This is a genomic window from Solwaraspora sp. WMMD1047 (assembly GCF_029626155.1).
Taxonomy (GTDB): Bacteria; Actinomycetota; Actinomycetes; order Mycobacteriales; family Micromonosporaceae; genus WMMD1047.
In genome coordinates this window covers 2261339-2272790 of the sequence record NZ_JARUBL010000001.1, presented here as the reverse complement: position 1 = coordinate 2272790, position 11452 = coordinate 2261339, and the positions used below count along the sequence as shown (strand labels likewise).

Sequence of the window (11452 nt, the reverse complement as noted above, 5' to 3'; positions counted from 1 at the left end):
GATCGACTACGCCGCCCGCCTACCGACCGTCCGGGCGACCGTCACCGTCGGACTCTCCGGCCGCCGACTCGGCGAGGGCATCCTCGTCGATCTGCTGGGCGAACTCGGCCGCCTCGGCGCTCTGCGCCGCCAGCGCGTCCTTCACCGCCCGGATCGCCACCCCCGGCGGGTACCCCTTGCGGGCCAGCATGCCGACCAGACGCCGGAACACCGCCTCCGGCGGGCCGCTCACCGACCGCAGCCGGCGGTCGACGAGCGCCCGCGCCGTCGCCGCCTCGGTCTCCTCGTCCAGCTCGCCGAGCGCCTCGTTCGTCACCTCGGCGTCCACCCCGCGCTGGCGCAGCTCGTTGGCCAACGCCCGGCGGGCCAGACCGCGCCCCTGGTGCCGGCTGGTCACCCAGGCCCGGGCGAACGCCGCGTCATCGATCATCCCGACCTCGTCGTACCGGTCGAGCACCCCGGCGGCGACCTCTTCCGAGATCCCCCGCCGGGCCAACGCGGTGGCCAACTCCGCCCGGGTACGCGGCCGCACCGCCAACTGCCGCAGGCAGATCTCCCGCGCCGCCTCGGCCTCGTCCCGGGGCTCGCCAGCGCCACCCCTGCGGCCGGGCCGGCCGGCCGGCTCCGGGTGTTCCGCTCCCCCTGCCGGGTCCGGTCCCCCTGCCGAATCCGGTCCTGCCTCGAAGTCCGCCGCCTGACCTGGGGCGGCCCGGCGGCGGCCGGTGCCCGTCCTGCGTCCAGCACCCGTTCGGGGCGGGGCCGCGTCCCAGCCCCGCCCCGAACGGGCACCTCGTCGTCCAGCCATGCCGGCTCAGCTACCGGTCAGAAGTCCACCGGCGGCAACTCCGGCCCACCGGCGGCATCCGGCGCACCGACCCCCACGCCCAGCTTCTCCAGGATCTTCTTCTCGATCTCGGCGGCCACGTCCGGGTTCTCCCGCAGGAACTCGCGGGCCTTCTCCTTGCCCTGACCGAGCTGATCACCGTCGTAGGTGTACCAGGCACCCGACTTGCGAATGATCGACTGCTCGACCCCGACGTCGATAAGCGACCCTTCGCGCGAAATTCCCTTTCCATACATGATGTCAAATTCCGCCTGCTTGAACGGGGACGCAACCTTATTCTTCACAACTTTTACTCTTGTCCGGTTTCCTACCACATCGGTGCCATCCTTGAGGCTTTCGATGCGGCGCACGTCGAGCCGAACCGAAGCGTAGAACTTCAACGCCCGCCCGCCGGTGGTCGTCTCCGGACTGTTGTGCACCATGACACCGTCGACGAAGTAGTTGTGGTTGCCCTCGACCTCGATGTCGAACCGATTCATCGACCGTGTCCTGGGCTTGATCCGCACGTCTAGGACGCGAGCCGGCACCGGTCGCATCTCCACAGGCACGAACTCCGGCTCGACAGCGCACTGCCCGCGGAACCTCGGAAGAAGCTTGCGCTCCATCGCCACGGGCACGAACGGTGCCACGATCTCCTGGAACTTCGCGGATGCCGCCGTCGTGAGCTGGAGGACAGCGACCCGGCGCGCGCCCCGTGCCATCAGCTTGACCTCCAGGCCGTACGCATCCCGCAGGTGTTCCACGAGTCGCTGCCGGGTGCCCTCCGCCATGGCCTCGACGCAGATCTCGACCCGACCCGAACCGCCCTTCGTCCGCTCCTGGACACCGGCCGAACGTGACGTGAAACAACCATCGTCCATGTACCACACCGCGAGGGCCAATGGCGTCAGTGCCTTGAGGTAGTCCCAGCTCAGGTGCTTCTTGCCGTCACCGAGGTAGACCGCACGGCGCAATTCGTCCAGCTCCGGGAGGGGGGTGAAATCGGCGAACACCGCACCCCGGTCATCGACGCGGCGGCTGTTCGCGATATTGCCGAGCAGTAACACCTTCCAGTCCAGGTAGTCGGCCTGCTCCGCACCATGCCCCAGCCGGAACCGCACACCGGCGCGGTCGTTCCGGTTCGGTGACAGATTGCCGTCACCCATCAGCGAACCGAGCACGACCTGCCACTGTTGCTCGCTGAGTCGCCGCTCCTCGGCCAGCATCACCCGGTCGCCCGCGATCAACTCGCCGGCCTCCCGCCACCCGCCCGGAGTACGGACGAGGTGGTTGGCGGTGGCGGCGAACTGCGCCCGCCCGTTCCCGCCCGACTTGGCGACGGTGAACTGCAGGAACTCCTCCGCCGGACCGTTGTTGAACCAGTTGACGATTTTCTTCGGCTCGATCCGGTCGGTCACCGGATCATAGGAGAGGACTTCGACATTCATCCGCTGATTGACGATCTTGCCAATCTTCTCCTGCGTCCCATCCGCAAGGGTGACCCTTGTGGCATAGGACATACAGCCGAACATGACTCCGATTTTTTCGCGGAGTTGGTTGATGAAGATTGCGGTGGTGCCGGTGTTGCTGAGTACGCCGGTGATCTTCCGCAGCGCCTGGCTCATCAGCCGGGCCTGCAGGCCGACGTGGCTGTCGCCCATCTCGCCCTCGATCTCGGCGCGCGGCACCAGCGCGGCCACCGAGTCGATGACGATGATGTCCAGCGCCCCGGAGCGGATCAGCATGTCCGCGATCTCCAGGGCCTGCTCGCCGGTGTCCGGCTGGGAGACCAGCATCGCGTCGGTGTCGACGCCGAGGGCCTTCGCGTACTCGGGGTCGAGGGCGTGCTCGGCGTCGATGAACGCCGCGATCCCACCGGCCCGCTGGGCGTTCGCCACCGCGTGCAGGGCGACCGTGGTCTTACCGCTGCTCTCCGGGCCGTACACCTCGACGACGCGTCCGCGGGGCAGACCGCCCACGCCGAGCGCCACGTCGAGCGCGATGGAGCCGGTCGGGATGACCGCGGTCTGCACGACGGGGCGTTCCCCCAGCCGCATCACCGAGCCCTTCCCGAACTGCTTGTCGATCTGAGCGAGAGCAAGGTCTAGCGCCTTGTCCCGGTCAGGTCCTGAAGCCATGGTTGCCACCCCTGCCTTCGCCGGCGTCTTTGATGAGCTTCTCGTCACGATGGGACACGCTAGGCGCTGGGTCCGACAGAAAACAGCCGCCGGGCCGTGACCTGTGGACGGCGCCTCGCTGTGGACAATAGCCGAACAGGTGTACGAGCGACGCACGACACGCCAGACCGGCGTAAAAGCTGCTCAGCGTAACTGGGTGGGCACGCGATCGGGGTAGGCGGCAACGACCGCCCGCCACACCGTGGCGGTCCGTTCACCCGCGGCGAGGGCCTGGTTGATGGTCCTGCCGCCCAGTTGGGGCAGCACCTGGTCGGTGGCGAGGCTCGCCGCGTACGCGGGTCCGAAGGTCTCCTCAAGCCGCGCCCAGAAGTCGGTCAGCCGCACCTCGTCCCCCTCCGCGGTCGTCGCGCCCGGTCACCGTCGCAGCCAACGCTAGCGCCACCGCCGGGCCGGGCGGATACCCACCCGCCCCGGGACGCCGCGACAGCAATGTGACAGAGTTCGAAACATTGACATCCAACAACGGAGACGTCCATTATCGACTGGGTTCTCAAAGTCTATCGAAGGACACGGGGTGAGACGAGTGAGACTACCGTTGATCAAAGTATTGGCGACCGCCGGAATGGTCGCCGCCGCAATTCTGATCGCCCCCGGCGCCGCGCAGGCCGGCACCACGGCCGCCGTCTACTGCCAGTCGAGCCGGGACGCCAACCCGGGCACCTATCATCAACTCCTCTGCGAGAACACGTCGGGCGACGTCGCCTACCAGGCGGTCGTCCGCTGCTCGAACGGCCAGACCGTGCTCGGCCCGATCCGCCAACAGTCCACCGGTGGCGGCTGGTCCCGGGCGACCTGCCCGACGGGAACCACCCGGGTGTCCTACTCCAACAACATCTGGCCGGACTGACGCCACCCTGCCCATTTCTCCGGCGGCTTTCTGACGGTCCGGCCGAAAACAGCGAGCAGCAGCGGCGGCGGCAATTGTCGCCGCCGCTGTGCAGATCACCTGCCCCTCGGCGGGACGGGACGCAGCGCCAGCGCCACCAGCGGCACCACCGCGATCGCGGCCAGCACGTTGAGCACCGGGAAGCCGACGAGTTCGACGACGAACCCGCTCAGCGCCCCGGCCAGCGCCCCGGCCAACCCCATCGTCAGGTCGGATAGCCCCTGCACGGAGGGGCGGTCCGCGACCGGGACGGACTCGGAGAGCAGCGTCGAGCCGGCCACCATGGTGCCGGACCAGCCGAGCCCGAGCAGGAACAGCCCGACGGTGAGCCGGACCGTGTGGTGGCCGGCGGTGCCGGCGACGGTGACCGCGGCGAGCAGCGTCGCGACGCCGCCGAGGATCACCGCCCGGCGGCCGAACCGGTCGGTGAGCCAGCCGACCACCGGCGACAGGGCGAACATCCCGGCGATGTGCACGCTCAGCACGATGCCCACCACCCGCAGCACGGTGTCGTCGGAGTGCCACTCGCCCAGGTGCACCGGGGTCATGGTCATCACGCCGACCATCACCAGGTGGCCGACCGCGACGGCGGTGATGCCCAGCCGGGCGGCCGGCCGGCGGGCCACGATCCGCAGCCCGGCGAGCATCCCGCCGGCCCGCCGAGGTCCGCCGGCGGCGTCCGGGCCGGCGTCCGCGCAGGCCCGCGCGGTCAACAGCGGGTCGGGCCGCAACAACCCCAGGAGTACGCCGGCAGCCAGGCAGAATCCGGCCACGCTGAAGACGAACGGCCCGGACAGCGGCGGCAGCCCGAAACCGGCGACCGCGTCGTCGGCGGACTGGGCCAGGTTGGGCGCCACCACGGCGCCGAGGGTGGTGGCCCAGACGATGACCGAGAGCTGCCGGCCGGCGCGCTCCGGCGGGGCGAGGTCGACGGCGGCGTACCGGGCCTGCAGGTTGGCGGCGGTGCCACCACCGAACAGCAGCATGCCGAGGAAGAGCAGCGGGACCAGGTCGGTGACGGCGGCGGCGATCACGAGTACGCCGCCGAGCGCGCCGGTCAGGTAGGCGAGGACGAGGCCGGGTCGGCGGCCGCGGGCGGTGATGACCCGGGTGACCGGGATCGCGAGCAGGGCGGCGCCGACCACGGCGGCGCTCTGGGCGAGCCCGGAGATGCCGGTGCCGCCGATCCGGGCGGCGAGCAGGGCACCCACCGAGATCCCGATGGTGAGACCGACGCCGCCGATGATCTGGGTGCAGAACAGCAGCCGCAGGGTGCGCCGCTGTATCCGGTCCAGCTCCGGTTGGTCGCCGGTCGGCTGGTGGCCGGCCGGTTGACTGCCGGTCGGTTCGTCGCTGGTCGGCGCGGCTCGGGCGGTGGTGGGCGGTGTGCTCACAGGCCCAGCCCTCGCCCGATGATCTCCTTCATGATCTCGGTGGTCCCCCCGTAGATGGTCTGTACCCGGCCATCCAACCAGGCCCGGGCGACGGGGTACTCGGCCATGAAGCCGTATCCGCCGTGCAGTTGGACACAACGGTCGGCGACCCGGGTCTGCAGTTCGGTGGTCCACCACTTGGCCTTGGCGGCATCGACCACGGTGAGCCGGCCGGCGTTGAACTCGGCCAGGCAGTGGTTGACGAAGGTCCGGGCGATGGTGATCTCGGTGTCCAGCTCGGCGAGGAGGAACCGGTTGTGCTGGAAGGCGCCGATCGGCCGGCCGAACGCCTGCCGGGTCCGGGCGTAGTCGAGGGTGAGGGCGAGCAGGGTCTCGGCGGCGGCGACGGCGGACACGGCGATGCTGAGTCGTTCCCGGGGCAGGTTGGCCATCAGGTGGTAGAAGCCGTGGTTCTCCGTACCGATGAGGTTTTCGGCCGGGACCCGGCAGTCGGCGAAGAAGAGTTCGGCGGTGTCGTTGGCCTTGAGTCCGACCTTGGCGAGCCGGCGGCCGCGGGTGAAGCCGGGGGTGTCGCGTTCGACGGCGATCAGGCTGAGCCCGTGCGCGCCCTGGTCGGGGGCGGTGGAGGTGACGACGATGACCAGGTCGGCGAGTTCGCCGTTGGTGATGAAGGTCTTTTGTCCGTTGAGGATCCAGCCGTCGCCGTCGCGGACGGCGGTGGTGCGTACGCCGGCCAGGTCGGAGCCGGCGCCGGGCTCGCTCATCGCGATGGCGGTGATCAGGTCGCCGGCGCAGAAGCCGGGCAGCCACCGGTCGCGCTGTTCGGCGGTGGTGAGATCGGTCAGGTACGGGGCGACGACGTCGTTGTGCAGTCCGAAGCCGAGGCCGGAGGTGCCGGCGGCGACGATCTCCTCGACCAGTACGGCGTTGAACCGGAAGTCGCGTTGACCGCCGCCGCCGTACCGCTCGTCGACGTCGGGTCCGAGCAGCCCGGCGGCTCCGGCCGCGCGCCAGACGGCCCGGTCGACGATCCCGGCGGCCTCCCAGGCGTCGTGGTGCGGGACGGCCTCCCGGCGCAGAAACTCCCGGCACAGCGACCGGAACTCCTCGTGGACGGCCTCGTACAGGTGCTGGTCCATCCCGCCAGTCTGCTCCCGGCCCGGCGGTCACCGGCGTCGGCAACCAGCGCGAGTCGGATCCGGGGCGTGGGATCTGGGGCATGGGATCTGGGGCGCGGGATCTGGGGCGCGGGATCCGGGCGGCGGCGAGCCGGGCGGCGATGGCCTTGCCGGAGCGGACGGTCGATGGAGCCGACTAGCGGTCCGGCTCGTCCGGGTTGTCGGCCCGCCAGTCGAGGGTCAGTTCGAGTAGCCGTTTCTGGGCCTGCCGGCCGTACCAGCACAGCCCGGTCAGCTCGCCGAGCGGGAGACCGCACCCGCATCTCTTGTCGTCGGCCGGTTCGTGTCGCGCGAGCATCGTCCGTAGGGTGTCCGCCTGGACGGTCGGCGGAATGGTGTCCGGCGCCCGGAACCGGATGACCTGGTCCTCGGAATCCTCGATCCCCGGGCCACTGCCATTGTCGATCTGGTCGCGCCGGGCGCGACCTGGGAAGTTGTGGTGTCCGCCGATGCGTCGGTCGTTTATCGGTCGCCATCTACTGTTCCGGCCGGGCTGGGGCTCGTCGCTTCCGGTTCCCATCCGCGCTGCCTCCGATCTGGGTGCGGAGTTGCCGTTATCCACCCTGGACGATCGGCGGAAATGAGCGGAAGATGTTGCCGAGCCGAATGGTCGCCCACGGAGTGGAGGGTCGAGAGTTGGCTGATACGAATGAGTTTCGCCATTCGCTGCGCCGGGAGCGGATGGCCCGGGGAATGTCGCAGGATGCCCTCGGGGCGGAGATCCACGTCAGTGGGTCGCAAGTGGGCAACTACGAAGCGGGCAAGCAGATCCCACCCGATGACATCGCGGACGCGCTGGACGCGTTCCTCTCCACCGGTGGTGAGCTGAAGCGTCAGGCGCGGCACGCCCGAGGCGAGGCCATCCCGCCGTGGATGCGGTCCTGGAAGGCGAACGAGGAACGGGCGGTGCTGCTCCGCACCTTCGAGCACTCCGTCATTCCCGGCCTGCTCCAGACCGAGGCGTACGCCCGAGCCGTGATCACGGCCGGACTCAACTCGGAGGTGCAGATCGAGGAGATGACCCGGGACCGGATGGCCAGGCAGGCCAAGACCATCGCAAGGACGGACCCGGTGACGTTCAGCGCCGTCATCGGCGAGGCGGCGTTCCGGCACGGCGATCCGGAGATCATGAAGGACCAGCTCGAACACCTGGTGGACATCGGCCACCGGGCGAACATCCACATCCGGGTGGTGCCGTTCGCCGCCGGGCTACATGCTGGTCACGGTGGAGCGTTCGCGCTCGCCACGCTGGCGGACGGAGTCACCGTCGCATACGCGGACGACCCGATTCAGGGGAAGGTGGTCGGTGCGGCGAAGGATCTGCGGCACCTGATGCTCTGCTGGGAGAGCGTCAACGCCCTGGCGCTACCCTGCGACCAGTCCCGCGCACTCATCCTGAGGATGATCGATGAATACGACACAGATCAGCCCGACATGGCGCAAGTCGACCCGTAGTGGCCCCAACGGCGGTAACTGCGTGGAGGTCGCCGACAACCTGCCCGGCCGAGTACTGGTCCGCGACAGCAAGGATCAGACCGGACCGACGCTGACCTTCGAGCCGGCCGCCTGGTCCACGTTCGTCAAGGCCGTCAAGCCGTAGCCCACCTGAGGTCGAGCCGACCGGACCCGCCACGCGCCCGACCACCACCCCATCGGCTACCCAGGGTTAGCAGTTTCGGCCGCCCATGCCCATCCGCCCACCCAACGGCAGCGGCGAGACGGAAGGTCGGCCCACGAGGTGAACGCCAGTTACCCTAAAACTCGAAGGTAGGGTAACTGGCGTTCACCTCGTGCCCGAACACTCACCACACCGAGCCGGAAGCACCGCACCGACGGACACGCGCAGTAACCGCCGCACGAATTGGCCCCATGACGCCCCGACCGCGACCCCAAGGACCGCCGGCAGCGCCGGCGACCAGCGCGGATAACCGCAGCACGAGCGAGGTCAGCGCAGACAAGGGCAGCATGGACAACCGCAGCGCAGACAAGGGCAGCGCGGACAACCGCACCGCGGACAACCGCACCGCAGATAAGGACGGCGCGGATGCGGGCGGCGGGGGGTTGGTCGTTATCCGGCCAGGGCTCGGGCTGCCACGGTGAGGTCGCTGACCAGGCCGGCGTACGCGGTGTCCCGGTCGTCGGCGCGCAGCACGGCCGAGGGGTGGATGGTGGCCAGCAGCCGGGTCGGCTCCACCGAGGTGGTCGCGCCGGTGGCGTCGGTGGGGACCTTGGCGAAGTCCTGCGGTCGCTGCGCCGACTCCGGCCAGGGCAGCAGGACTCCCCGCGACCGGGTGACCCGGAACGACGGGCCGAGGAGCGCCTTCGCGGCCGTGGCGCCGAGCACCACGACGAGCTCCGGGTGCAGCCGGGCGAACTCGGCGACCAGCCACGGCCGGCAGGCCACGATGTGCGTCTGGTCGGGGGTCTGATGGATCCGCCGCTTGCCACGCAGCTCGAACCGGAAGTGCTTCACGGCGTTGGTGATGTAGACCTGCCCGGCGTCGATGCCGGCGTCGTCGACCGCGCGCCGCAGCAGGTGCCCGGCCGGGCCGACGAACGGCAGCCCTTTCTGATCCTCGACGTCGCCGGGCTGCTCGCCGACGAATACCACCCGGGCGCGCTCGTCACCCCGGCCGAAGACCGTCTGGGTGGCGTCGCGGTGCAGCTCGCAGCCCTGGCAGGACGCGGCAGCGGCGCGCAGGTCGGCGAGCGAGTCGGCGGCCGGCGGGATGAACTTCTGTGCACCGGGCGCGGTGCTGGTCTCGGCCATGCCATCGTTGTACCCCATCAAGCCGGCCGGAATCGGACCGGGCGGGTGCTGCCGGCATCGGGAACCTGGCCGGGTACCGCCGGCATTGGACCGGGCGGGTACCGCCGGATCGCGGGCACTGCCGACACGTGCGCTCGCCGGTAGCGCCGAGACCAACCCTCGCGCGCAGCGCCGACATCGGTGCGGGCAGCACCGGCCGGCGGGCTGGCGGGCCGCTGTTAGCGTCGGCGCCCATGGAAGCGTCGCAACGTTGGTACCGGCCGGCGCCGAACGGCCTGCTGCTCGCCGGGTCGGTGGTGATTCTGCTCGGCTACCTGCTGCCCTGGTTCAAGACCGACGAGCAGAAGCAGTGGTGGTGGTCCGGGTGGAACTACCTGACCCTGAGCAGTGGCGGCGGTTGGACCTGGTGGGCCGTCTTCCTCCTGGTGGTGGCGATCGGCGCCAGCTGCTGGGCCGGCCGGTCGCTGGAGCTGGCGCAGGTCGCTGTCGGGGCGGCGACGGCCGCGATGGTCTTCGCGTCGGCGGTGGTGGCGGTGAGCCTGGGTGGGATGCCGGAGCGGAGCAGCATCAACTGGGTCGGCGAGCTGCCGTTCGGGATCGGCCTGCCGTTGATGGCGATCGGGTTCGGCACGGTGGTGGCCGCGTTGGCCGGCGCCCGCCGCCGACAGCCCTGACCGGGTGGGCGGCGCACTGACCCGAAGGGCACCGCGCTGACCCGAAGGGCACCGCGTCTGACTCGCCAACCGGCGTCTGTCGCCGGCGGTCGATCACCAAGGCCCTGCCGGCGCCGACCTTCGCCCAGCCCGGACGCGGTGACGCCACCCCCGGACGCGGTGACGCCGCCCGTTACGCGGTGAAGGTGTGCGGGGCGGTGGCGGACACCGCGCGGGTGACCGCGTCGGCGAGCGGCTCGACACCGGCGGGGTCCAGTCTGGTGATGGTGATCCGGATGGCCGGGCCGCTGGCGACCCGGAACAGCGCGCCGGGGGCGACCGCGTACCCGGCGTCGCGCAGCCCGGTCACCGCGCGGGTCTCGTCCGGCACCGGCACCCAGACGTTGATTCCGGCAACCCCCTGGGCCACGATCCCCCGGTCGGTGAGCGCGTCGCGCAGCGCGGCCAGCCGCCCGGTGTAGCTGTCCCGGGCCGCCGCGACCAGGTCCGCGACCTCCGGGTCGGCCCAGAGCCGCAGGACCAGCCGTTGCAGCAGGGTGGAGACCCAGCCGGTGCCGATCCGCATCCGGCCGGCGACCCGGGCGACGGTCTCGTCGTCGCCGGCCAGCACCGCCAGCCGCAGGTCCGGGCCGTAGGGCTTGCTCACCGACCGGACGAAGGCCCAGGTCCGCGTCGCGCCGGCCAGCGGAGCCAACGGTACGGGGGCCAGCTCGGCGGCGTGGTCGTCCTCGATCAGCAGCAGGTCGGGATGGTCGGCGAGCAGAGCCCGCAACTCGGCCGCCCGCTCGGCGGTGACGGCCGCGCCGGTCGGGTTCTGGGCGCGGCTGGTCACCACCAGCGCGCGGGCCCCGGCGGCCAACGCGGCCCGCAGGCCGGCGGCGGTCGGCCCGGCCGCGTCGACCGGCACGCCGACCGGGCGCAGGCCGAGCGCGGCGATCAGGTCCAGCAGGTTGGCCCAGCCCGGGTCCTCGACGGCCACCGGGTCGCCGGGGCGCAGGTGGGCGGTGAGGAGCCGTTCGATGCCGTCCAGGGCGCCGCCGGTGACGGTGAGCTGGTCGGCGGGGATGCCGTCGTCGGCCAGCCGGGACCGGGCCCGCTCCACCAGCTCGGGCAGGACGCCCGCTTCGGCGTACCCGATGGGGTTGGTGGCGGTGGCGGCGACGGCCGCGAGGTGCGGTCCGAGCGGTGGCAGGAAGCGGGGGTCGGGCTCGCCGGCGGAGAGGTCGAGGGCGCCGGGCGGGACGGCCGGTTGCCGGGCGGCGCGGTGCGCGGCGATCGGCGGGCGGGGTCGGACCCGGGTGCCGTTGCGGCCGGCGGTCTCGATCAGGCCGCGTTGCCGTAGTGCCTGGTAGGCCTTGGCGACGGTGGCCGGGCTGACGGCCAGCTCGTGGGCGAGGGCGCGGACGGCGGGCAGGGCGGTGCCGGCCGAGAGGGCGCCGGTGCGGATGCCCGCCTCGACGCTGCCGGAAATCTCGGCTGCCGTCCGCCCAGTCATCTGATAACGTGCTGCCACAATTTTCGAATTGTAC

The 11452-nt window shown here is 71.1% G+C and carries 12 protein-coding genes and 2 pseudogenes; 4 read left to right on the top strand and 10 right to left on the bottom strand.

What is annotated here, in order from left to right:
• Window positions 1-19: 19 nt before the first annotated feature.
• The 5 genes and pseudogenes from O7627_RS10505 to O7627_RS10485 all read right to left on the bottom strand — a co-directional run bounded on the left by O7627_RS10505 (window position 20) and on the right by O7627_RS10485 (window position 3345).
• The gene (locus O7627_RS10505; RefSeq protein WP_278093304.1) at window positions 20-805 is read right to left on the bottom strand and encodes a regulatory protein RecX; all 786 of its coding nucleotides are present in this window, start codon (window positions 803-805) and stop codon (window positions 20-22) included.
• Between the two features lie 17 nt (window positions 806-822).
• Window positions 823-1323 carry a hypothetical protein gene (locus O7627_RS10500; RefSeq protein WP_278098239.1) on the bottom strand — a complete coding sequence of 167 codons (501 nt, stop codon included), beginning with the start codon at window positions 1321-1323 and terminating at the stop codon, window positions 823-825.
• 171 nt (window positions 1324-1494) lie between these two features.
• Window positions 1495-2343: pseudogene (locus tag O7627_RS10495) on the bottom strand (recombinase RecA); the annotation flags it as partial.
• Between the two features lie 3 nt (window positions 2344-2346).
• Window positions 2347-2961: pseudogene (gene recA, locus O7627_RS10490) on the bottom strand (recombinase RecA); the annotation flags it as partial.
• A 183-nt stretch (window positions 2962-3144) separates the two neighbouring features.
• The gene (locus O7627_RS10485; RefSeq protein WP_278093303.1) at window positions 3145-3345 is read right to left on the bottom strand and encodes a DUF3046 domain-containing protein; all 201 of its coding nucleotides are present in this window, start codon (window positions 3343-3345) and stop codon (window positions 3145-3147) included.
• Between the two features lie 199 nt (window positions 3346-3544).
• Between O7627_RS10485 and O7627_RS10480 the strand changes: the two genes are divergently transcribed.
• A complete protein-coding gene (locus O7627_RS10480; protein ID WP_278093302.1) occupies window positions 3545-3868 on the top strand; it encodes a hypothetical protein in 324 nt (107 codons plus the stop codon).
• Window positions 3869-3963: 95 nt separating this feature from the next.
• On the opposite strand, the gene O7627_RS10475 is transcribed toward O7627_RS10480, so the two are convergent.
• The 3 genes from O7627_RS10475 to O7627_RS10465 form a co-directional block, all read right to left on the bottom strand.
• Entirely contained in the window at window positions 3964-5202 is a 1239-nt protein-coding gene (locus tag O7627_RS10475) for an MFS transporter (RefSeq protein ID WP_278098238.1), read from the bottom strand.
• A gap of 95 nt (window positions 5203-5297) precedes the next feature.
• Window positions 5298-6440, bottom strand: coding sequence for an acyl-CoA dehydrogenase family protein (locus O7627_RS10470; protein WP_278093301.1), 1143 nt, complete (start codon window positions 6438-6440; stop codon window positions 5298-5300).
• A 175-nt stretch (window positions 6441-6615) separates the two neighbouring features.
• On the bottom strand, window positions 6616-6999 hold the full coding sequence (locus tag O7627_RS10465; protein ID WP_278093300.1) for a hypothetical protein: 384 nt from the start codon (window positions 6997-6999) through the stop codon (window positions 6616-6618).
• Window positions 7000-7115: 116 nt separating this feature from the next.
• On the opposite strand from O7627_RS10465, the gene O7627_RS10460 reads away from it, so the two are divergent.
• Window positions 7116-7934: a helix-turn-helix transcriptional regulator gene (locus tag O7627_RS10460; protein WP_278093299.1), complete on the top strand. Its 819-nt coding sequence runs from the start codon at window positions 7116-7118 to the stop codon at window positions 7932-7934.
• On the top strand, window positions 7888-8079 hold the full coding sequence (locus O7627_RS10455) for a DUF397 domain-containing protein (protein ID WP_278093298.1): 192 nt from the start codon (window positions 7888-7890) through the stop codon (window positions 8077-8079). The genes O7627_RS10460 and O7627_RS10455 overlap by 47 nt, the downstream gene beginning before the upstream one ends.
• Before the next feature lie 468 nt (window positions 8080-8547).
• Here O7627_RS10455 and O7627_RS10450 read toward each other — a convergent pair whose 3' ends face one another.
• Window positions 8548-9249: a UdgX family uracil-DNA binding protein gene (locus tag O7627_RS10450; protein ID WP_278093297.1), complete on the bottom strand. Its 702-nt coding sequence runs from the start codon at window positions 9247-9249 to the stop codon at window positions 8548-8550.
• A gap of 233 nt (window positions 9250-9482) precedes the next feature.
• On the opposite strand from O7627_RS10450, the gene O7627_RS10445 reads away from it, so the two are divergent.
• Window positions 9483-9923 (top strand): hypothetical protein, encoded by a 441-nt coding sequence (locus O7627_RS10445; RefSeq protein WP_278093296.1) that lies wholly within the window; start codon window positions 9483-9485, stop codon window positions 9921-9923.
• A gap of 172 nt (window positions 9924-10095) precedes the next feature.
• On the opposite strand, the gene O7627_RS10440 is transcribed toward O7627_RS10445, so the two are convergent.
• Entirely contained in the window at window positions 10096-11436 is a 1341-nt protein-coding gene (locus tag O7627_RS10440) for an aminotransferase class I/II-fold pyridoxal phosphate-dependent enzyme (protein ID WP_278093295.1), read from the bottom strand.
• Window positions 11437-11452 lie beyond the last annotated feature (16 nt).